Source organism: Streptomyces sp. NPDC016469 (assembly GCF_040632905.1).
GTDB lineage: Bacteria > Actinomycetota > Actinomycetes > Streptomycetales > Streptomycetaceae > Streptomyces.
On the sequence record NZ_JBEYCQ010000001.1, the window covers coordinates 154178 to 174187 of the forward strand.

The following is a 20010-nucleotide window of genomic DNA, read 5'->3' on the forward strand; positions in this document are numbered from 1 at the left end:
GGCAGGCAGGATGACAGGGGACGGAACGCAACCATACGCCCAAGGGGTGCAAGTGTTCCCAAAAGCTGCTCGGCTCCGAATGCCGGACCGAAACGGCATAAGCTGTCCAAGGACGTAGGACGCGAACAGGAGTGGAGGAGGACGCGGGCCCTTGCGGGGGGCTGCCTGAAGAACGGCGACGTGACAGGAAACGTCACCGTTTAGGCGGTCTCGTACGCTGGGTACTTGCGCGATCCGCCGCTCCCGTGTGGACTACGGCCAGCGCCCCGCGCACGCGCGTGGCTGAAGCATTTTCCGAAACATGATCAGGAGGCAACCCGTGAGCGCGACCGCGGACCACGCGGAGGAGCGGACCAACCCGGCGGCACGCCTGGGGTTCGAGCCCGGACAGGTGGTCCAGGAGATCGGCTACGACGACGACGTCGAGCTGGAGCTCCGTGAGGGCATTGAGGCCATTACCGGCCAGGACCTCGTCGACGAGGAGTACGACGACATCGCCGATGTCGTCCTGCTGTGGTTCCGCGACGAGGACGGCGACCTTACGGACGCGCTGGTGGATGCCATTGGTCTGCTCGAGGACGGCGGCGTGGTCTGGCTGATGACGCCCAAGACCGGCCGCGACGGATACGTCGAGCCGAGCGACATCAACGAGGCCGCCCAGACCGCAGGGCTCGCCCAGACCAAGAGCGTCAGCGCGGGCAAGGACTGGTCGGGAAGCCGTCTCGTCACGCCCAAAGCGGCCAAGGCCAAGCGCTGACCCCACCAACCCCTGAAGGCCCCCGACAGGCATCACGCCGGCGGGGGCCTTCGTACATCCGCCTCGCACATCCGTGTCCCGGTTACCCACTGGCTTGATCCGCGCGTTCGCGGGAAGCTTTCCCGGGCGCCGCACGGGCGCCCGGGGGGTCTGCGTAGGGTGGGGGTCACCCGGACAGCCCAGCCCGGTGACGTAGCGAAGGGACGCGTTTTCATGGCGATCGAGGTCGGCACCCAGGCCCCGGATTTCGAGCTGAAGGACAACCACGGCCGGACCGTGAAGCTCTCCGATTTCCGGGGCGAGAAGAACGTGGTGCTGCTGTTCTACCCGTTCGCCTTCACCGGCGTCTGCACGGGCGAGCTGTGCGCGCTCCGCGACGAGCTGCCCACGTTCGAGAACGACGACACGCAGCTGCTGGCCGTGTCCAACGACTCGATCCACACCCTGCGCGTCTTCGCCGAGCAGGAGGGTCTGGAGTACCCGCTGCTCTCCGACTTCTGGCCGCACGGCGAGACCTCGCGGGCCTACGGCGTCTTCGACGAGGAGAAGGGCTGCGCGGTGCGCGGCACCTTCATCATCGACAAGGAGGGCGTGGTGCGCTGGACGGTCGTCAACGGCCTGCCCGACGCGCGCGACCTCAACGACTACATCAAGGCGCTCGGCACCCTCTGATCCGGCTTCGGGAGGATCGCGGGCCGAACCGGGGCGGAAAGCCTGTTTCGGCCGGGAACCGGTCACTAGGATCCACTCGTTGATCGGATGTCAACACGACGTGGAGGCGCCGGCACCGGCCGGCCCCCAAGAAACCAATGGGAGGACTCGTGGGAGTCAGCCTCAGCAAGGGCGGCAACGTCTCGCTGACCAAGGCCGCGCCCAACCTGACCGCGGTCATCGTGGGTCTCGGCTGGGACGCCCGTACCACCACCGGCGGGGACTTCGACCTCGACGCCAGTGCTCTGCTGACGAACGCCGAGGGCAAGGTCGCCAACGACGGCAACTTCGTCTTCTTCAACAACCTCAAGAGCCCCGACGGCTCCGTCGAGCACACCGGTGACAACCTCACCGGTGAGGGCGAGGGCGACGACGAGGTCATCAACGTCAACCTGGCCACGGTCCCGGCCGACGTCGACAAGATCGTCTTCCCGGTCTCGATCTACGAGGCCGAGAGCCGCCAGCAGAGCTTCGGCCAGGTCCGCAACGCGTACATCCGCGTTGTCAACCAGGCCGACAACAGCGAGCTCGCGCGCTACGACCTGTCCGAGGACGCCTCGACCGAGACCGCCATGGTCTTCGGCGAGCTGTACCGCAACGGCGCGGAGTGGAAGTTCCGGGCCATCGGCCAGGGCTACGCCTCCGGTCTGCGCGGCATCGCGCAGGACTTCGGCGTCAACGTCTGACCTGCCCGGGGCCCCGGCCCCGGCACCAGCATTTCCGTCCGGCGCCGCACCACGTGCGGCGCCGGACGCGCTCGACGGACAGTTCTTCCGGCCGCACGGGTTCGGCCGGCGGCTCCGTCCGGTACAAAGACGGTTCATAGACTCGGGGAGGACACACCATGGGCGTCACGCTCGCCAAGGGAGGCAATGTCTCCCTCTCCAAGGCCGCACCCAATCTCACCCAGGTGCTGGTCGGGCTCGGCTGGGACGCACGATCCACGACGGGGGCCGACTTCGACCTGGACGCCAGCGCGCTGCTGTGCCAGTCGGGCCGGGTCCTCGGTGACGAGTGGTTCGTGTTCTACAACAACCTCACGAGCCCCGACGGCTCCGTCGAGCACACCGGTGACAACCTCACCGGTGAGGGTGACGGCGACGACGAGTCGATCATCGTGAACCTCACGCAGGTGCCGGCCCACTGCGACAAGATCGTCTTTCCGGTCTCCATTCACGAGGCCGACAATCGCGGTCAGACCTTCGGCCAGGTCAGTAACGCCTTCATCCGCGTCGTCAATCAGGCCGACGGCCAGGAACTCGCGCGTTACGACCTCACCGAGGACGCCTCCACGGAGACCGCGATGATCTTCGGCGAGCTCTACCGCTACAACGGCGAGTGGAAGTTCCGTGCAGTTGGTCAGGGGTACGCATCGGGGCTCCGGGGCATCGCTCTAGACTTCGGGGTCAACGTTTCGTAAAGCCGCGCACGGCGCGGGGGAGCCCCGTGCACATCGGGGGAGACCCGTTACATACATGATGGGGTAGCCAGTGCTTCTGAAAACCTTCGGGTGGTCGTTCGCGATCACCGTGATCGGCCTCGTGGCCGCGTTCTTCTACGGGGGGTGGGAGGCGTTCGGCGTTGTGGCGATCCTTTCCGTCCTGGAGATCTCGCTCTCGTTCGACAACGCGGTGGTCAACGCCGGAATCCTGAAGAAGATGTCCGCCTTCTGGCAGAAGATCTTCCTCACGGTCGGCGTGCTGATCGCGGTCTTCGGTATGCGGCTGGTCTTCCCCGTCGTGATCGTGGCCATTACCGCGAGCCTGAATCCGATCGATGCCATCGATCTCTCGTTCAACGACCCGGACCGCTACAAGGAACTGGTCACTGACGCCCACCCGGCGATCGCCGCCTTCGGTGGCATGTTCCTGCTCATGATCTTCCTCGACTTCATCTTCGAGGACCGTGACATCCAGTGGCTCCGCTGGCTGGAGCGCCCGCTGGCCAAGCTGGGCAAGGTCGACATGCTGTCGGTCTGCATCGCGCTCATCGTCCTGCTGATCTCCGCGATGACCGTCGCCACCCACGCCCACCAGCACGGCGGCGGACATGTGGACAAGGCGGAGACCGTCCTGCTCTCCGGTATCGCGGGTCTGATCACGTATCTCATCGTCGGCGGGCTCTCCGGCTACTTCGAGGACAAACTCGAAGAGGAGGAGGAGCGCGAGCACGAGGAGGAGGAAGAGGCCAAGCGGAGCGGCAAGAAGATCTCCGCGGCCGCCCTCTCCGGCAAGGCCGCCTTCTTCATGTTCCTCTACCTGGAAGTCCTCGACGCGTCCTTCTCGTTCGACGGCGTGATCGGCGCCTTCGCCATCACCAACGAGATCGTGCTCATGGCGCTCGGCCTCGGCATCGGCGCCATGTACGTCCGTTCGCTCACGGTCTACCTGGTCCGCCAGGGCACCCTGGACGACTACGTCTACCTGGAGCACGGCGCGCACTACGCGATCGGCGCGCTGGCCGTCATCCTGCTCGTCACGATCCAGTACGAGATCAACGAGATCATCACCGGTCTCGTCGGCGTCGTCCTGATCGCCTGGTCCTTCTGGTCCTCGGTCCGCCGCAACAAGGCGCTGGAGGCCGAAGAGGGCAACAGTGAAGTGACCGCCGGGGTGTGACCCGGTAGGAATTGAGGGAACGCTCTCTGCGGGGCGGCTCGTACGGCAACGGCTCCGGGACACACCCGGAGGCGGCCCGGAGCCGCCCCGCAGTGGTGCGTGCGTCGTATGCGCCGCGTGCGACGGGTGAGGGACCGAGAGGGGCGGGGTCGGGGATGGCGTTCTGGAACAGCCTGTGGCCGGGGCGGGAGTCACAGTTCGAGTCGGGCAACGCGGCCACCAACTCCATCGTGCTCACCCGGCGGCACGCCACGGTCTCGCTGACCAAGCAGGGCGCGCTGAGCGGCAACCTCCGCGTCAACCTCTCCTGGCGCATGCGCACCTCGGACATCGGGGGCCGCTCCCGGCAGAGCGGGCGGCTGCTGCGCCCCTTCAAGCTCTTCCAGCCTGAGGCCGTCCAGGCGCACACCCAGGGGATGGTCAACGTCGACCTGGACCTCGGCTGCATGTACGAGCTGGCGGACGGCACCCGGGGCGTGGTGCAGCCCCTGGGCAATCTGCTCGGCGATCTGAACGGGCCGCCCTACATCAGGCTCAGCGGCGACGACCGCTTCGGCGCCCCCTCCGGCGAGACGCTCTACGTCAACCTCGACCAGCGCGAGCACATCAAGCGGCTGCTGTTCTTCGTCTACATCTACGACCAGACGCCCGCATTCGACCGCACGCACGCCAAGGTGACGCTCTACCCGGGCAACGGGCCGCGCATCGAGATCGAGCTGGACGAGCGGGCCCCGCAGGCCCGCTCCTGCGCGGTGTTCACGGTGGAGAACATCAAGGACGAGCTGATCGTGCGCCGCGAGGTGAAGTTCGTCTACGGCTTCCAGTCCGAGCTGGACCGGATGTACGGCTTCGGCATGCAGTGGGGTCGCGGCTACAAGACCCGTACCTAGGCCCGTATGAACTGCGGACCCTGCGGAGGCAGCACGAAATTCGGGTCGGGAGCGGGCGCCGCCGCCGGAGCGGGCTGCGGATAGCCGTAGGCGGGCTGCGCCGAGGCCGGCTGGGGATAGCCGTACGCGGGTTGCGGCGCCGGGGCGGCGGTGGGCTGCGGATAGCCGTACGAGGGCTGCTGGTGCAGGACGGTCGCCTGCGAGTCCGGTACGGGGGCCGGTGCGGGCGGCTGGGGCTCGGGCTCCGCCTCGTCCACCGAGATGCCGAACGCGGTCGCGAGGCCGATGAGCCCCGTCGGATAGCCCTGCCCGACCGCCCGGAACTTCCAGCCGTCCCCGCGCCGGTACAGCTCACCGCAGATGATCGCGGTCTCCTCGCCGGTCTCCGCGCGCACGTCGAACACGGCGAGCGGTTCGCCGCCGGCCGCCGCCGCGTCGTGGATCAGGATGCGCAGATCGCGTACGGCTCCGAAGGCGGCCCCGTCCGAGGACGCGGCGATGACGACCTGGTCGACCGAAGGATCGAGCGCGTTCAGGTCGGCCTCGATGGTGTCCGTCAGGCCCTCGGGCAGGCTGCGCTTGGGCAGCCTGCGCACCAGGCCCGAGGGGTGGCGCGGCTGGTTGTAGAACACGAAGTCCTCGTCCGAGCGCACGCGCCCGCCGGCGCCCAGCAGCAGGGCCGAGGCGTCCACATCGGGCACCCCGGCGCCCGGCGTCCAGCGCAGCACGGCCCGTACGGCCATGGCGTCGAGAGGGACGTTCGAGCCTTTCACCATCGCGTGCGTCATGCCGGTCATCCTGCCTGCTGGCCGCCCGTGCGGACAACGTGGGGGCGGGTCCCGTGTCCCGGGGGTCAGGCGGATTCACCCACTCCGCCACTTTTGAAATTCGTGCGAAACGGTCATGACACCCGGAATTCACCCCGACTGGGAACTGTCGACACACGTTCGTACGTACTATTACCGGCCACACGTTGTCCGATCGGTCAGAGAGTACGGGGGGAATTGCATGCGTCATTTCGGGCATATTGCAGCTGCTGCGAAGGACGGGCTCTTCTTCCAGGAACCTTGTGCCTTCGACGCCGGTTCGCCCGCCCCCCTCCTCTCCGCCGCCCTCGGCGCCACGCTCTACAGCCCCGCCACCCGCCCCCGGCTCGCCGACGACATCGTCAAGCTGGCCGGGCGCGGAGTCGTCTCGATGGTGCTGTGCCTGGAGGACTCGATCGACGACTCCGAGGTCGTCGAGGCCGAGGAGAACCTGGTCAGGCAGTTCGCCGACCTGGACGCGCGCTCCACCGAGCCGCCGCTGCTGTTCATCCGGGTCCGTGAACCGGACCAGATCACCGACCTGGTGCGCCGCCTCGGCGCTTCCGGCCGGCTGCTGTCCGGCTTCGTGCTCCCCAAGTTCACGCGCGCCCGCGGGGTCCCGTTCATGGAGGCCCTGACCAAGGCCGAGGCCGCCGCGGGCCGCCGGCTCTTCGCCATGCCCGTGCTCGAATCGCCCGAGCTTCTTCACCTGGAGACCCGCCGCGAAACCCTCCGGGGCATCGCCGAGACCGTCACCGCACACCGCGACCGGGTCCTCGCGCTCCGCCTCGGCGTCACCGACTTCTGCTCCGCCTACGGACTGCGGCGCTCCCCCGACATGACGGCGTACGACGTCGGCATCGTCGCCCACGTCATCGCGGACGTCGTCAACGTGCTCGGCCGGGCCGACGGGACGGGCTTCACGGTCACCGGGCCCGTCTGGGAGTACTTCCCCCGCCAGGAGCGCATGTTCAAGCCACAGCTGCGCAGCAGCCCCTTCCAGCAGAACCGGGCCGAGGCGCTGCGCACCGAGCTCATCGCGCACGACCTGGACGGACTGCTGCGCGAGATCGAACTGGACCGGGCCAACGGGCTGCTCGGCAAGACCTGCATCCACCCCTCGCACGTCGCCCCCGTGCACGCGCTGTCCGTGGTCAGCCACGAAGAGTTCAGCGACGCCCAGGACATCCTGCGGCCCGAGAGCAATGGCGGCGGGGTGCTGCGCTCCGCGTACACGAACAAGATGAACGAGGTGAAACCCCACCGGGCCTGGGCCGAGCGCACCCTGCTGCGCGCCAAGGTCTTCGGCGTGGCCCGGGCGGACGTCGGCTTCGTGGACCTGCTGGCGGCCTGCCTCGCGGAGTGAGCGGGACCGGCGGGACGATCGGAGAGGGACACCGGCGCCGAGCACGGCACCGGGTCCGACAGGCGAGGGAAAGAGGGACGACGGACGTGGTGTGGTCGGGTAGCTGGGTGGCGGAGCGACTGGGCGTCGAGCTGGTGGGCGACGGGGAGCTGCGCGAGCTGCTGGGCCTCGCCCTGCGGCGCAACCCCAAGCGGGCACACCTGCTCGTCTCCAACGTGCTCGGCAAGCATGTGCCGCAGCGCCCCTCCGTGGTGTACGGAGCCGGCGTCGAGCTGGGCCGCCGGGTGCGGGCACTCCTCGGCGAGGACGGCGCGCGGCGGGCGGTCGTCCTCGGCTACGCGGAGACGGCCACCGGCCTCGGCCACTCGGTCGCCGACGGCCTCGGCCGGGCGCCCTACCTCCACTCGACCCGCAGGCCCGTGCCCGGCGTGGCCCGGGCGGGCGGCTTCGAGGAGGCCCACTCGCACGCCACCTCGCACCTGCTGCTCCCCGAGGACCCGGAGCTGCTGGCGGCGGACGGGCGCGGCTCGGCGCTGGTCCTGGTGGACGACGAGTTCTCCACCGGCAACACCGTCCTCAACACGATCCGCGCGCTCCACGAGCGCTACCCCCGCGACCGGTACGTCATCGTCGCCCTGGTCGACATGCGCTCACCGGCCGACCGGGGCCGCCTCACGGAGTTCGCCGCCGAGATCGGCGCCCGCGTCGACCTGGTGGCCCGCAACACCGGCACGGTCACCCTCCCGGACGGCGTCCTGGAGAAGGGCCAGGCCCTGGTCGCGGAGCGGGAGGCCGAAGCGGAAGACCTTCAGGACGGGCCCCCGCACCCGCGCCCCCACGTGCGCCTCGACCTCCCCTGGCCCGCCGGCGTCCCCGACGGCGGGCGGCACGGCTTCGCCGAGGCCCACCGAGCCCTCCTGGAGCCCGCTCTCCCCGCCCTGGCCGACCGCGTCGCGCGGGCGCTCGGCGACGGGCCCCGCCGCGTCCTCGTCCTCGGCTTCGAGGAGCTGATGTACGCGCCGCTGCGCCTGGCCACCGCCCTGGAGGAGCGCACCGACGCCGAGGTCCGCTACTCCACGACCACCCGCTCCCCGGTCCTCGCCGTGGACGACCCGGGCTACGCGATACGCACCCGGCTGGTCTTCCCGGCCCACGACGACCCGGCCGACGGCCCGGGCGAGCGCTACGCCTACAACGTGGCCGGCGCCGGCTTCGACGCCGTCGTCCTGGTGGTCGACTCCGCCGCCGACACCCCGGCCCTGCACGCCCCCGGCGGCCTGCTCGACCGCCTCGCCCCGCACACCGCGCGGGTCCTGCTCGCGGTGATCCCCTCGTACGTACCGGGGGCGCTCGCCTCCGCACGCCAGGAAGAAGCCCCCATGCAGCTGCCCGAGCCCCTTCGCGGCCCCGCGTTCTCCTCGTACGCGCCGGACGAGGTCGGCTGGCTGCTCCAGGACCTCTCGGACACCCGCCTCGAAGCGCCCACGGAGGAGCGCGAGGAGGCGATACAGAGCGGGGGCGCGCACTACGCGGAATCGCTCCCCGTCGAGTACCAGCCGTCCGCCGAGTACCAGGAACTGTTCAAGAGCGCCCTCGAACTGTCGGCCGCCCGGATCGCCCGCGCCGTGGGCACGGTCACCGAGACCGTCCTCGCCGAGCGCGGCCCGCGCCCCGTCCTCGTCTCTCTCGCCCGGGCCGGTACGCCGGTCGGCGTGCTGATGCGCCGCTGGGCCCGGGCGCGGCGGGGCATCGACCTGCCGCACTACGCCGTCTCCATCGTGCGCGGACGCGGCATCGACGCCAACGCGCTGCGCTGGCTCGCGGAGCATCACGACCCTGCCGACGTCGTCTTCGTGGACGGCTGGACCGGCAAGGGCGCGATCACCCGCGAACTGGCCGCCGCCGTCGCCGAGTTCGAGAAGGCCGGGGGAGTGGCGGGCTTCAACCCGGAGATCGCGGTGCTCGCGGACCCGGGCGGCTGCGTGCGGACGTACGGCACCCGCGAGGACTTCCTCATCCCCTCCGCCTGCCTCAACTCCACGGTCTCCGGCCTCATTTCCCGTACGGTCCTGCGCGCCGACCTGGTCGGTCCCCATGACTTCCACGGCGCGAAGTTCTACCGCGAGTTGAGCGGCGCCGATGTGTCCGGCCTCTTCCTCGACACGGTCGCCGCACGCTTCGACGAGGTCGCGGACGCCGTGGACGCCGAGGTGAAGGAGCTCCTGGCCGCCGACCGGGCCCCCACCTGGGAGGGCTGGGCGGCCGTGGAGCGCATCAGCGAGGAGTACGGCATCCACGACGTCAACCTCGTGAAGCCCGGCGTCGGCGAGACCACCCGGGTCCTGCTGCGCCGCGTCCCCTGGAAGATCCTCGCCCGGCGCGGCGCCGGCCCGGACCTGGACCACATCAGGCTCCTGGCCGAGCAGCGCGGCGTACCCGTCGAGGAGGTCGACTCGCTCCCGTACACCTGCGTGGGGCTCATCCACCCCAAGTACACGCGCGGGGCGACCGGCGCCGACGGCAAGGCGGTGGAGTCCGCGTGACGGCCTCCCCGGTCACCCTCGTCGCCAGCGACCTCGACCGCACCCTCATCTACTCCTCGGCCGCGCTCCAGCTCACCATGGCGGACGAGCGGGCGCCCCGGCTGCTGTGCGTCGAGGTGTACAACCACAAGCCCCTCTCGTACGTCACCGAGACCGCCGCCGGGCTGCTCGCCGACCTGACCTCCGCCGCCTCCACGGTGTTCGTCCCGACGACCACCCGCACCCGCGAGCAGTACCACCGCATCCGGCTCCCGGGCGCCCCGGCCGAGTTCGCGATCTGCGCCAACGGCGGCCACATCCTGGTGAAGGGCGAGTCCGACCCGGACTGGCAGCGGACCGTGGCCCGCCGCCTGTCCGACGAGTGCGCCCCGCTCGCCGAAGTCCGCGCCCACCTCGTCGCCACCGCCGACCCCGCGTGGCTGCTGAAGGAGCGCGTCGCCGAGGACCTGTTCGCGTATCTCGTGGTCGACCGCGCCGAACTGCCCCCGGATTGGACGAAGGAGCTCGCCGCCTGGGCGGAGCCGCGCGGCTGGACCGTATCGCTCCAGGGCCGGAAGATCTACGCCGTACCGCGCCCGCTCACGAAGAGCGCCGCCATGCGCGAGGTCGCCCGGCGCACCGGCGCCACGCACACCCTCGCCGCCGGCGACTCCCTGCTGGACGCGGACCTCCTGCTCGCCGCCGACCAGGGCTGGCGCCCGGGCCACGGCGAACTCGCCGACGCGGGCTGGAACGCCGCCCACATCGAGGCCACCGCCGAACGGGGCGTGGCGGCGGGCGAGGAGATCCTGCGCCGCTTCCTGCGGGCCTCGGGAGCCCGGTAAATCACGCGCGCGACCGTAGAGTTGTGCGATGACCAAGGGAAACTCCACCAAGATCACCGATGAGCTGTACGCGTACATGCTGGCGCACAACCCGCCGCTGGACGCCGTGCAGCGCGAACTCGTCGAGACGACCTACGCGCGGCTGCCCGAGCACGCGGGCATGCAGTCGGCCGAGGAGCAGGGCCCGCTGCTCGCCTTCCTCGTCCGGCTGACGGGTGCCCGGCACATCGTGGAGGTCGGCACGTTCACCGGGTTCTCCGCCCTCGCGATGGCCCAGGCCCTTCCGGCGGACGGACGGCTGATCGCCTGCGACGTGTCGGAGGAGTGGACGGCGTACGGCCGCGAGGCGTGGCAGAAGGCGGGCGTCGCCGACCGCATCGACCTGCGCATCGCACCCGCCCTGGACACCCTGCGCGCGATGCCGGAGGAACCCCACATCGACTTCGCCTACCTGGACGCGGACAAGGGCAACTACATCGCGTACTGGGAGGAACTGGTGCCGAGGCTGCGCCCGGGCGGGGTCATCACCACGGACAACGTGCTGTTCCACGGACGCGTGACGGACCCGGACGCGACGGGCGCGGCGAAGGCCATCCAGGAGTTCAACGACCATGTGTCGGCGGACGCGCGGATGGACAGCGTGCTGCTGACGGTGTCGGACGGGCTGACGCTGTCGCGCAAGCGGTAGCCGCCCGGGGCGGCGGTCGCGGTCCGGGGTGCGGCGGTCCGGGGCGCCGGGGTGCGGCCGTCCAGGGTGCCGGGGCCGCGGTGTTGCCGGTGTCCCGGGCGCCGCCGGGTCAGCCGCAGCAGCCTCCGCCGCAGCAGCCGCCCCCGCCACCGCCACCGCCACCGGCGGAGGGCGCGGGCCGGGAGCCGCCGCCCGCAGTGCCGCCGACGGCGACGGTGGAGAGCAGCTTCACGGTGTCCTCGTGCCCGGCGGGGCAGGAGGCGGGAGCGGAGGACTCGGCCATGGGGCGGCTGAGCTCGAAGGTGTCTCCGCAGGAGCGGCAGCGGTACTCGTAACGAGGCATGACACCAGGTTATCGGCGACGGGCCCGTGGCTGTCCATGGTGGGACGGGCGGGGCCCGTCGGGCCGGGCCTCATGCGGTCCAGGACGAGCGACACCGTCCACCCCCGGCGGGCGCACCGCACCCCTGGCGGGACACGCCGGCATCACGCCCCCCGACGCCGCACGGCGTCAGTGGCTGCCCGCGCCGCGTTCCTCGCGGATGTCGGCGACGACGTCCGCGGCGGTCCGGCGCAGGCCCTCCGTCACGGTGAGGAAGTGCCAGTAGTCGGGGTGGCGGTTCTCCAGGGCCGTGATCGCCTGGTCCAGGCGGGCCACCGCGTCGTCCAGCGGCCGGGCGTGCCGCGGCTCGGGGGTGTGGCGTCCGGCCATGGCGAGGCGCTGGGCGTCGCGGATGGCGAACCGGGTGCGCTGGATCTCCTGCTGCGGGTCCTTCGCGACGTCATCGAGCCGGCGCAGGCGGTCACCGGCGGCGGACACCGCCTCGTCGGTGGCGTTGAGCAGGGCCCGCACGGTGCTCAGCCGGGACGTGGCGTCGGCCCAGCGCTGCTCGTCACGGGCCTGCGACGCCTCCTTCAGCTTCTCCTCGGCCCGGCGCACATTGACCGCGGCCTGCTCCGGGACCGGCTGGAGGTCCTGCCAGCAGGCGGCGGAGAACCGGCGCCGCAGCTCGCTGAGGACGGGCTCGACGGAGGCGGACCGGGTGGTCAGCGCCTGGGCGCGGGTGCGCAGGGTGACCAGCCGGCGGTCGATCTCGGCGGCGCGCTCGGGCAGCTTCTCGGCCTCGGCCCGTACGGCTTCCGCGTCGCGCAGCACGCGGTCGGCCCGCTGCAGGGTCTCGGTCACGCCGTGGCGTCCGGCGCCCTGGTTGAGCTTGGTCAGCTCGGGGGCGAGGGCAGCGAGCCGGGCGGCGAGGTCGTCCGCCCGCAGCCCGGACGCCCGCACCGCATCGAGAGCATTGCTCGCACCGAGGAGCGCCTGCCGCGCGCGCTCGACGGCGGGGGCGAGCCGGGCGAGCTGCGTCTCGGCGCTCCCGAGGAGCGGCCCGAGCCCGGCGCCGAACCGGTCGAGCTCCCCCTTGACCCGTACCAGCTGCTCCTTCGCCGAGGTCAGCTCGTCCCGGGCCCGGGACGCGACGGACGGTTCCAGATCGTCGCGGTCGAGGTCATGGGCGTCGACGGCGGTGATGTACGCGTGGCTCGCCTCGTCGATGCGCCGGCCGAGCGCGGCGAAGTCGTCCACGGCTCTGCGGGCGGCCGGCGAACTGTCGACCGCTGTGATGGTCTCGATGGAGATCTTGAGGTCGCGCTGGGCGGTGTCCAGCTCGTAGAACGCCTCGGCGGCCGCGTCCTTCGCCGCCTGCGCCTCGGCCCGCTGCCCCTCGCCACGCCCGCCGAACCACCGCCGCGTACCGCCGCCGGTGACGGCGAGGGCGACGGCGAGGAGGGGGAGGGGCGCGAGAACGAGGACGCACAGGTCGCGCAGGGCGGTGGTACGTGAGGCCTGCCGGTCACGCGGGCCGGGCACGAACCGGTCAAGCGGACCGGGAACGTACCGGTCAAGCGGACCCGCCCCGACCGCACGACGCCGACTCCGCTCCCGGACCGCTCCGGCGACTCCTGCCTGCGGCTGCGCGTCTGTCGCCGTCACATGCCTCTCCCGTGCCGTTTCGCCCTGCCGGATACATTCTCCCACCAGTAGGGACGAACACACGTGCCGGTTAGTTCACGCCGGGGGCCGGGGACCGTGCTCCATTCTCAGCTCGCGTGCCGGACGGCGACCCCGCCGTTGTCGCTGTGCGCCTTCACCACGTGCCGGCTGCTGTCACTGCGCGGTACCTTCACGTCGACGTGCCCGTTTTCGGCCGACGCGGAAACGGCGTACGAGGTGGTGCCGGCGGGCAGGTCGATGGCGATGCGCCCGTTGTCGCTGACGGTGTCCACGAGATCCGGGACGCGGTTGAGATCGAGATCCACGGACCCGTTGTCCGACCGCGCCACCACGGACCGCGAGGAGACGCGCTCGGCGCGTACGGACCCGTTGTCGCTCTTCAGGTCGAGGGGCCCGCTGACATCCCGGACGACGACGCCGCCGTTGTCGGAGTAGAGCTTGAGCGGCGTGGCGAACTCGGACGCGGTGACCTTCCCGTTGTCCGCGTCCACGGTGAGCGCGATCCCGCGGGGCACCTTCACCTCGTGCCGCGCCTCGCAGTTGCTGATCATCGCCTCGCACTTCACGTGGAGGGTGAGCGTGTCCCCCTCCAGCTTCCACACGGGGTCGGGCCCGCTCCCGAGGACGACCCACCCGTCGACCCTCCGGGTCACCTGGACCTCGTCCACGTCGGCCGGAACGACGTCCACCACGGAGTTCTCCGCATCGATGGTGAGCGCCTTGCCCCCGAACGCGAACGACTTGTGCTCGGCCGGCGCGTCCTCCGCGTCCGTGCTCCCGCACCCGGTGAGCGCCGCGACGAGCAGGACGGTGCCCCCGACGGCCACGAACGCGCTGCGATTACGGATGGTCATGGTGATCAGGTCCCCCTGGGCCGGCGCTGCGATGTGCCCCTACGGTAGGCAGCGCCGCCCCACCCGGACGATCCGGACGGCTACCGTCTCCGGGGTGGGGCTATCCCCCGTAACCCCACCCCGAACCGATTGTCGACATGCCCCGCGAGCCATGTAACCTGTTCCTTCATCCACGGGTGCGTAGCTCAGGGGTAGAGCGCTGCTCTTACAAAGCAGATGTCGGCGGTTCGAAACCGTCCGCGCCCACCGGTGTCGAAGGCTCCCAGCCGCAAGCGGCTGGGAGCCTTCGGCGCGTTCGGCGCTGCCGTCGCCGACGAGCGCCCGGAGTGGACAGGCCCCGGGGATGAGATGAGGCGATCGGGAGAAGGTCCCGAGGGACGGCAGAGAGTTTGGCGGCACCTCGACGGCCAGAAGTACGGTCGGTGACGGGCGAATCCGCTACTCGACCAGATGTCGGTGCGCCTTGCTCCAGGCGATCCTGTGGTCGAGTTCGGTCAGCAGCCCGTCGGCGGCCCACGTGGCCTGGGGCTCGTGCCCCTGCTCGGCCAGCCGTCGTACGAGGTCGGCATTGTCCTGCTGTCTGGCTATGACGGCGTCGACGATCCCCACGGTCGAGTCAAGACCGTACGCACCGCAGAAGCGCTCCAGCCGCAGACGGCGGTCGGGCGGCGCCGGGTAGCGCAGCCAGCGCAGGCACTCGGCGTCGTCGCGGAATGGGGCGACGTACTCCAACGCGTAGGCCACGTCGTGCAAGCGTGGCGCCGGGCGAGCGAAGTCCCAGTCGATGATTCCCACCGGTCGGTTGCCCTGCCAGACGACGTTCCAGGGGCCGAAGTCCCCATGGCAGACAACCTCGTCGTCCCCGGAGGCACTTGCGTCCGTGGACCAGGTCGCGCCCGGCGGAGGTGAAAAGCCCTCGCAGGCATCGTGGTAGTCGCGCAGAAGACGGGCGAAATCGCTCAGGCCCCGGTCGTCCACGACCTTGGCCCATCCCGACGCTCCGGAGTCACCGTCGATGTAGCTAAGGACCTCGCGACCCTCGTCGTCGATTCCCAGCGGTCGGGGCGCATAGGCAAACCCCACACTCTCCAGGTGCCGCAGCAACGCGTGGACGGTGGGCGTCCAGGGCTGTGCGGGCCTACGGACGGTGTCGCCGATCCGTACCACCCGACGATGGGCACCGTCCTGCAACACTTCCTCGCCGGCCACCCGGTCACGCTACCCAGCCGTCGGACACGCGTCACCTCGATTACCTCAGCGACGATGGCGGCCAGGTGGCTGCTCTCCGCCCCCAAGGTGCCACCTGGCTCCCGCTGGTCCCACGTGCAGGAGAAGCCTGGCCCTCGCACGGCGGCGGGCCCACGCGGTGAGGTGCGGGCTGCCTGTCGATAAGTTGCTCCTGTCGACCTACTGATCGGTCGCCGCAGCTCAGGCAACACCTGGAGGGGAACGTGCTGATCACCGTCGCGGATGTGGAAGCCGAGGCCGAGCGGATTGCCGCGCATGTCGTGCGGACGCCGACCGTGCCGAGCCCCGGGCTCTCCGCGTTCCTTGGTGCGCCGGTCACCACGAAGCTGGAACTGCTCCAGCGCACCGGTTCCTTCAAGGCGCGCGGTGCGACGGCCAAGCTGCTCGCGCTCAGCGAGGCCGAGCGGGCCGCTGGAGTCGTCGCGGTGAGCGGCGGCAATCACGGCATCGCGGTCGCGGTCATGGCCGGGGTGCTGGACATCAAGGCGACCGTCGTCATGCCGCGGTCCGCACCCGGCCGCGCCGTGGACATCGCCGAGGCGTCCGGAGCGAGGGTCATCGTCGCCGACACCATGGACGGGGCCTTTGCCCTGGTGGGGGAACTCCAGGAGTCGGGGCTCACGTTGGTCCATCCCTTCGACGACCGGGTCGTCATCGCCGGGCAGGGCACCGTCGGCCTGGAACTCGCGGAGGACGCCGGCGAGCTCACCGACGTACTCGTCAGCATCGGTGGCGGGGGATTGATCTCCGGTGTCGCGGCCGCGCTGCACGCGCGTCGTCCGGGGGTACGGGTCTGGGGCGTGGAGACCGAAGGTGCGCGGGCCATGTCGGAAGCCCTGACCCGAGGAGGGCCCGTAGCGGTCGAACTGTCCTCCGTCGTCTCGACGTTGAGCGCCCCGAGCGCCTCGCCGCTCACGTACGAACACGTCTCTGCCTTGGTCACCGACGTCCTCACCGTGACCGATGCCGAGGCCGTGCAGGGGACCCTCGACCTGGCCGACCATGCGAAGGTCTGGGCCGAGCCCGCCGCCGGATGCCTGCTGCCCGCGGCACGGCAGGTGCTGGAGCGCGTCGGTGACAGTGCCAGGCTCGGCCTGGTCGTCTGCGGCGGCAACGCGACCACGGCCGATGTGGCCGCCTGGGCCGAACGGTTCGGGCTGCGCTGACCCGGACCGAACGGCGCACCATGGGCGAATGACGTTGACGATTTGGGTCGATGACTGGCAGATGCAGTGCTGCGGGGAGCCCTTCGCGCCCGGGGACGTCGTGTCGTGGGCGTTGATGGAGGTCGATCCCGAGGATTACTTCGACCTCGTCGGCGGGGAGCGCGCGGAGGGGATCGACTTCCGCGAGGAGCATCACGGCCGGGAGGAGGGGGTCCAGCCGGTCCCGTTGGAGGTGGCCTCCGTCGTGGAGGTGCACTGCCGTTACGGGGTGCCTCCCGGCGCGACGGACCGGGTGAACTGCCCCGTTCCGGGCACGACCGTGCTGGTTCCGGTCGAGGCGGCGGACGGGTGGGCCGAGCCCAGGCCGGATGTGAGCTTTGCCGGGTATCTGGTGGCGGCCAGGCGGGTCGTCGATCGGTGAAGGACGCGGTTGCTCGTGGGCTGGGCCACCGAGGTGCCGCCCCCCGGTAGGTGGCTCCGGTGCTCAAGGTGGCTGTCAGCGTCCGGAAGTCGGCCCGTGTCCCCGGTCACCGGGGCAGGATGGCAGGCTGGTCCGACAATCGTGCCCGCGCCCGTGGAGGATGTCCCGTGTCCGAAGTCCTGGTTCGTCCCCGCGAGGACGCCGATCTGGGCGAGGCGGCTGTCGTGCTCGCCGGTGTGCATGAGTCCGACGGGTATCCCGTCGAAGGGGTGGCGGACCCCGAGGCGTGGTTGTCGCCGGAGGGGCTGATCGCGGCCTGGGTCGCCGAGCTCGACGGGCGCGTCGTGGGGCATGTCGCGGTCAACCAGGCCCAGCGCGGTGAGGATGTGGCGCGGCTCTGGCGGGAGAGCGGGGGTGCCGGGGATGCGGAGGTCGCGGTGCTGGCCCGGTTCTTCGTGGGGCGGGACGCGCGTGGCGCTTCCGCCGGTGCGCGGCTCATGGGCGCGGCGGAGGGGTATGCCCGGGCGCACGGGCTGCCGTTGGTGCTGGAGGTTCTGACCAAGGACGCCGCTGCCATCCGTCTGTACGAGCGGCTCGGGTGGCAGCGGATCGGTGAGGTCACGCACTTCTTCGCCGGCCGGCACTTCGACGCCCTGTGCTTCGTGGCGCCGAGTGCGTGAGGGAGGGCCCCCGCCGGTCAGGTGGTCGGGGACGTGTGGGCGTATCGCTTCTCCACCCGGGCTGCCGTGACCAGGTCCGCCAGGGCCGAGCGGGTATCCTGGAGTGCGGTGATGCGGTCGTCCAGGCCTCGGAGGTGCTGTTCCAGGGTGTCCAGCTTGCACAGGGCCACCGTGCCGTCCTGGCGTACGCACGGGAGCAGGTCGCGGATGGTGCGGGTCGGCAGGCCCGCGTCCAGCAGCGAGCGGATGCGGCGGACCACAGTGGGGGCGTCGGCGTCGTAGCGGCGGTGGCCGCCGGCGAGGCGGTGGGAGGCGAGGAGGCCCTGTTCCTCGTAATACCGCAGCAGCCGGACCGAGGTGTCGGTCTCCGCGGCCAGATCGCCGATCTTCATGTGGCGCACCTCACACCCCCCCGGCCTCGCCGCCCCTTGAACCTCACATCGGTGTCAGATTCTAGCTTGGGGGCATGACAACCCAGACCCCCAACTCCCTTGCTCTTTACGGCTTTCTGCGGCCGCGCCCGGAATACGCCGATGAGCTCCGGCGTACGCTGTCCGACCTCGTCGAGCCCACCCGGAGGGAACCCGGCAACCTGGCGTACCACCTCCATGAGCAGGAGGACGGGCGGTTCTTCCTGTACGAGGTCTGGCGCTCGCGGGAAGACCTGGACCGGCACAACGCCCTGCCCGCGCTGCGCGCCTTCCTCGACAACCTGCCGGCGTTCCTGGAGGGTTCGCCCGAGGTGTACGCCGACACCATGATCAGTCCGTACGCGGACTCCGCGGAGAGCGCTCCACTCGGTACAGTCCCGGTGTGACCAGCGAGCCCGAACCGACGATTCCCGAGATCACCCGCACCGACTGCGCGCGGTGCGGCACCGAGGTGCACGGTCTGGCCGGGCGGTACGCCTGTGCGCTCTGCGGGTGGGTCAACCACTACTCGGAGGGGCACGAGGAACTGCCCGGCCTGGACGCGGACCCCGACCACGGGCGGCGGTAGGACGCGTCCGGAAGCCGGGTGCCCCTCCGGTCGTGCCGCCCTACCCTGCCGGGATGGGTGACGCGCGTGCTGGACTGATGACGACCGACGACCGGGGCGCTTCACCGCTGCGGCTGCCCGCCTTCCGGCGGTTCCTGCTCGCCCATCTGGTCTCCGCGACCGGGTCCGCGATGGCCCCCGTGGCGCTGGCGTTCGCCGTGATCGGGCAGGGCGGGGGAGAGTGGTCGCTCGGGATCGTGCTGACCGCCAACACCGTGCCGGCCCTGGTCCTCCTGCTCGTCGGCGGGGTGCTGGCGGACCGGGTCTCGCGCAGCCGGATCCTCTTCCTCGGCAACCTCGGTGCGGGGGCCGCGCAGGCGGTCGTGGCCGTACTCGTGGCGACCGGGACGGCGACCACCGCAGCGATCAGTCTGTGTGCGTGTGCATCGGGGGCGGCGGCCGCGTTCACCGCACCGGCGGCCCAGGGGGTCGTGCCCCGGCTCGTGCCGCCGGAGCGGCTCCAGGAGGCCAACGCGCTGGTCCGGGTGCCCAGGAACGCGGTCAAGGTCGTCGGTCCCGTCGTCGGCGGGTTCGTCGTCGCCCTGACCGGGCCCGCCTGGGCGCTCGGGTGGGATGCCGTGACCTTCGTCGTGGCCGCGCTCCTGCTGGCGGGGCTGCGGCTCGCGGGGACGGTGTCCGCCGGAGGGCCGGGCGCGGGGCTGGTGGCCGATCTGCGTGTCGGATGGGCCGGGTTCAGGTCCCGGGCCTGGTTGTGGAGTTTCACGCTGTCCGGTACGGCGGTCGTGGCCGCCTGGCTGGCCGGGTACCAGTTGCTGGGGCCGCTCGTGGCCGACCGTAGCTACTCGGGCGCCGGTTCCTGGGGGCTGGTCCAGGGGGCGTTCGCGGCCGGGCTGCTGGCGGGGACGTTCGTCTGTCTGCTGTGGAAGCCGCAGCGGCTCGTGCTGGTCGCCGTGGTGACGAGTTCCGGGCTCTTCCTGCCGTTGGCCGCGATGGGGCTCGGGCTGGCGCTGCCCTGGGTGCTGGGGGCGGCCGCCGTCGCCGGTGCGGGGATGGACGTGGCCATCGTCGCCTGGTCCACCGCCATGCAACAGCAGGTGCCGGACGAGGAGTTGGGGCGTCTCAACGCCTTCAACTCCCTGGGGGAGCAGGTCGCCATCCCGCTCGGCTACCTCGTCGTCGCGTCCGTGTCCGCGTACTGGTCCAGCGGGCGCATCCTCCTGGTGTGCTCAGTTGTCATCCTCGCCGCCGGGGTGGCCAACGCCTGCGTACGCGATGTGCGCCGGATCAGGCGGGCGTGAGGCACTTCCGGGCGGAATGAAGAGTCGTTGGTTGGTCCCGATCAACAAGGCGTCCCGGGCCCATCCGCATCCGCAGTGCCTGCGCCGCGATGTCGCCCGCCTACCGCAGTCGGGGGTCCGGCCCGCGCCT

Annotated in this window: 22 protein-coding genes and 1 tRNA gene; 17 read left to right on the forward strand and 6 right to left on the reverse strand. The window is 71.0% G+C overall.

The annotated features are described in order from the left end of the window. Positions 1-319 precede the first annotated feature (319 nt). The 6 genes from ABZ565_RS00715 to ABZ565_RS00740 all read left to right on the forward strand — a co-directional run bounded on the left by ABZ565_RS00715 (position 320) and on the right by ABZ565_RS00740 (position 4976). The gene (locus ABZ565_RS00715) at positions 320-757 is read left to right on the forward strand and encodes a DUF3052 domain-containing protein (RefSeq protein ID WP_361018585.1); all 438 of its coding nucleotides are present in this window, start codon (positions 320-322) and stop codon (positions 755-757) included. Between the two features lie 213 nt (positions 758-970). Beyond that, positions 971-1429: a peroxiredoxin gene (locus tag ABZ565_RS00720; RefSeq protein ID WP_328900033.1), complete on the forward strand. Its 459-nt coding sequence runs from the start codon at positions 971-973 to the stop codon at positions 1427-1429. Positions 1430-1578: 149 nt separating this feature from the next. Beyond that, positions 1579-2154 (forward strand): TerD family protein, encoded by a 576-nt coding sequence (locus ABZ565_RS00725; RefSeq protein WP_164402590.1) that lies wholly within the window; start codon positions 1579-1581, stop codon positions 2152-2154. A gap of 158 nt (positions 2155-2312) precedes the next feature. After that, positions 2313-2888: a TerD family protein gene (locus ABZ565_RS00730; RefSeq protein WP_164643397.1), complete on the forward strand. Its 576-nt coding sequence runs from the start codon at positions 2313-2315 to the stop codon at positions 2886-2888. Positions 2889-2958: 70 nt separating this feature from the next. Then, positions 2959-4086 (forward strand): DUF475 domain-containing protein, encoded by a 1128-nt coding sequence (locus ABZ565_RS00735; protein ID WP_361018589.1) that lies wholly within the window; start codon positions 2959-2961, stop codon positions 4084-4086. A gap of 155 nt (positions 4087-4241) precedes the next feature. Then, the gene (locus ABZ565_RS00740; RefSeq protein WP_361018592.1) at positions 4242-4976 is read left to right on the forward strand and encodes a Tellurium resistance; all 735 of its coding nucleotides are present in this window, start codon (positions 4242-4244) and stop codon (positions 4974-4976) included. On the opposite strand, the gene ABZ565_RS00745 is transcribed toward ABZ565_RS00740, so the two are convergent. Beyond that, positions 4973-5764 carry a TerD family protein gene (locus tag ABZ565_RS00745; RefSeq protein WP_361018595.1) on the reverse strand — a complete coding sequence of 264 codons (792 nt, stop codon included), beginning with the start codon at positions 5762-5764 and terminating at the stop codon, positions 4973-4975. The genes ABZ565_RS00740 and ABZ565_RS00745 overlap by 4 nt on opposite strands. Positions 5765-5984: 220 nt before the next feature. Between ABZ565_RS00745 and ABZ565_RS00750 the strand changes: the two genes are divergently transcribed. From ABZ565_RS00750 to ABZ565_RS00765, 4 genes are all read left to right on the forward strand, one after another. Then, positions 5985-7148 carry an HpcH/HpaI aldolase/citrate lyase family protein gene (locus ABZ565_RS00750; protein ID WP_361018598.1) on the forward strand — a complete coding sequence of 388 codons (1164 nt, stop codon included), beginning with the start codon at positions 5985-5987 and terminating at the stop codon, positions 7146-7148. A gap of 107 nt (positions 7149-7255) precedes the next feature. Then, positions 7256-9691, forward strand: coding sequence for a phosphoribosyltransferase (locus ABZ565_RS00755; protein ID WP_361018601.1), 2436 nt, complete (start codon positions 7256-7258; stop codon positions 9689-9691). Beyond that, positions 9688-10515, forward strand: a complete 828-nt coding sequence (locus tag ABZ565_RS00760) for an HAD family hydrolase (protein ID WP_361018604.1) — start codon at positions 9688-9690, stop codon at positions 10513-10515. The genes ABZ565_RS00755 and ABZ565_RS00760 overlap by 4 nt, the downstream gene beginning before the upstream one ends. 28 nt (positions 10516-10543) lie before the next feature. After that, a complete protein-coding gene (locus ABZ565_RS00765; RefSeq protein ID WP_265544537.1) occupies positions 10544-11203 on the forward strand; it encodes an O-methyltransferase in 660 nt (219 codons plus the stop codon). Positions 11204-11312: 109 nt separating this feature from the next. On the opposite strand, the gene ABZ565_RS00770 is transcribed toward ABZ565_RS00765, so the two are convergent. The 3 genes from ABZ565_RS00770 to ABZ565_RS00780 all read right to left on the reverse strand — a co-directional run bounded on the left by ABZ565_RS00770 (position 11313) and on the right by ABZ565_RS00780 (position 14068). Beyond that, positions 11313-11546 (reverse strand): zinc ribbon domain-containing protein, encoded by a 234-nt coding sequence (locus tag ABZ565_RS00770; RefSeq protein WP_361018609.1) that lies wholly within the window; start codon positions 11544-11546, stop codon positions 11313-11315. A 168-nt stretch (positions 11547-11714) separates the two neighbouring features. Next, a complete protein-coding gene (locus ABZ565_RS00775; RefSeq protein WP_361018612.1) occupies positions 11715-13193 on the reverse strand; it encodes a hypothetical protein in 1479 nt (492 codons plus the stop codon). Positions 13194-13300: 107 nt separating this feature from the next. Continuing rightward, positions 13301-14068, reverse strand: coding sequence for a DUF4097 family beta strand repeat-containing protein (locus ABZ565_RS00780; RefSeq protein ID WP_361018615.1), 768 nt, complete (start codon positions 14066-14068; stop codon positions 13301-13303). A gap of 174 nt (positions 14069-14242) precedes the next feature. Between ABZ565_RS00780 and ABZ565_RS00785 the strand changes: the two genes are divergently transcribed. Further along, positions 14243-14314 (forward strand) — tRNA-Val (locus ABZ565_RS00785). Between the two features lie 192 nt (positions 14315-14506). On the opposite strand, the gene ABZ565_RS00790 is transcribed toward ABZ565_RS00785, so the two are convergent. After that, positions 14507-15277: an aminoglycoside phosphotransferase family protein gene (locus ABZ565_RS00790; RefSeq protein ID WP_361018618.1), complete on the reverse strand. Its 771-nt coding sequence runs from the start codon at positions 15275-15277 to the stop codon at positions 14507-14509. 245 nt (positions 15278-15522) lie between these two features. Here ABZ565_RS00790 and ABZ565_RS00795 point away from each other — a divergent pair, with 245 nt between their 5' ends. The 3 genes from ABZ565_RS00795 to ABZ565_RS00805 all read left to right on the forward strand — a co-directional run bounded on the left by ABZ565_RS00795 (position 15523) and on the right by ABZ565_RS00805 (position 17583). Continuing rightward, complete coding sequence (locus ABZ565_RS00795) at positions 15523-16482, forward strand: threonine/serine dehydratase (protein ID WP_361019265.1); 960 nt, start codon at positions 15523-15525, stop codon at positions 16480-16482. 28 nt (positions 16483-16510) lie between these two features. Further along, entirely contained in the window at positions 16511-16903 is a 393-nt protein-coding gene (locus tag ABZ565_RS00800; protein ID WP_361018621.1) for a DUF6578 domain-containing protein, read from the forward strand. A 167-nt stretch (positions 16904-17070) separates the two neighbouring features. Next, the gene (locus tag ABZ565_RS00805) at positions 17071-17583 is read left to right on the forward strand and encodes a GNAT family N-acetyltransferase (RefSeq protein ID WP_361018624.1); all 513 of its coding nucleotides are present in this window, start codon (positions 17071-17073) and stop codon (positions 17581-17583) included. Positions 17584-17600: 17 nt separating this feature from the next. On the opposite strand, the gene ABZ565_RS00810 is transcribed toward ABZ565_RS00805, so the two are convergent. Beyond that, positions 17601-17975, reverse strand: coding sequence for a MerR family transcriptional regulator (locus tag ABZ565_RS00810; protein WP_361018627.1), 375 nt, complete (start codon positions 17973-17975; stop codon positions 17601-17603). Between the two features lie 74 nt (positions 17976-18049). Between ABZ565_RS00810 and ABZ565_RS00815 the strand changes: the two genes are divergently transcribed. The 3 genes from ABZ565_RS00815 to ABZ565_RS00825 are packed head-to-tail and all read left to right on the forward strand — an operon-like array spanning position 18050 to position 19880. Beyond that, the gene (locus tag ABZ565_RS00815) at positions 18050-18400 is read left to right on the forward strand and encodes a putative quinol monooxygenase (RefSeq protein ID WP_361018630.1); all 351 of its coding nucleotides are present in this window, start codon (positions 18050-18052) and stop codon (positions 18398-18400) included. Next, entirely contained in the window at positions 18397-18582 is a 186-nt protein-coding gene (locus ABZ565_RS00820; protein WP_143615837.1) for a hypothetical protein, read from the forward strand. The genes ABZ565_RS00815 and ABZ565_RS00820 overlap by 4 nt, the downstream gene beginning before the upstream one ends. A 53-nt stretch (positions 18583-18635) precedes the next feature. Beyond that, a complete protein-coding gene (locus tag ABZ565_RS00825) occupies positions 18636-19880 on the forward strand; it encodes an MFS transporter (RefSeq protein ID WP_361018634.1) in 1245 nt (414 codons plus the stop codon). Positions 19881-20010 lie beyond the last annotated feature (130 nt).

What these genes read in the sequence shown, in the direction of transcription:
- ABZ565_RS00720 (WP_328900033.1), top strand. Translation starts at nt 971, where the DNA reads ATGGCGATCGAGGTCGGCACCCAGGCCCCGGATTTCGAGCTGAAGGAC.
- ABZ565_RS00730 (WP_164643397.1), top strand. Translation starts at nt 2,313, where the DNA reads ATGGGCGTCACGCTCGCCAAGGGAGGCAATGTCTCCCTCTCCAAGGCC.
- ABZ565_RS00740 (WP_361018592.1), top strand. Translation starts at nt 4,242, where the DNA reads ATGGCGTTCTGGAACAGCCTGTGGCCGGGGCGGGAGTCACAGTTCGAG.
- ABZ565_RS00745 (WP_361018595.1), bottom strand. Translation starts at nt 5,764, where the DNA reads ATGACGCACGCGATGGTGAAAGGCTCGAACGTCCCTCTCGACGCCATG.
- ABZ565_RS00750 (WP_361018598.1), top strand. Translation starts at nt 5,985, where the DNA reads ATGCGTCATTTCGGGCATATTGCAGCTGCTGCGAAGGACGGGCTCTTC.
- ABZ565_RS00765 (WP_265544537.1), top strand. Translation starts at nt 10,544, where the DNA reads ATGACCAAGGGAAACTCCACCAAGATCACCGATGAGCTGTACGCGTAC.
- ABZ565_RS00770 (WP_361018609.1), bottom strand. Translation starts at nt 11,546, where the DNA reads ATGCCTCGTTACGAGTACCGCTGCCGCTCCTGCGGAGACACCTTCGAG.
- ABZ565_RS00780 (WP_361018615.1), bottom strand. Translation starts at nt 14,068, where the DNA reads ATGACCATCCGTAATCGCAGCGCGTTCGTGGCCGTCGGGGGCACCGTC.
- ABZ565_RS00800 (WP_361018621.1), top strand. Translation starts at nt 16,511, where the DNA reads ATGACGTTGACGATTTGGGTCGATGACTGGCAGATGCAGTGCTGCGGG.
- ABZ565_RS00810 (WP_361018627.1), bottom strand. Translation starts at nt 17,975, where the DNA reads ATGAAGATCGGCGATCTGGCCGCGGAGACCGACACCTCGGTCCGGCTG.
- ABZ565_RS00815 (WP_361018630.1), top strand. Translation starts at nt 18,050, where the DNA reads ATGACAACCCAGACCCCCAACTCCCTTGCTCTTTACGGCTTTCTGCGG.
- ABZ565_RS00825 (WP_361018634.1), top strand. Translation starts at nt 18,636, where the DNA reads ATGGGTGACGCGCGTGCTGGACTGATGACGACCGACGACCGGGGCGCT.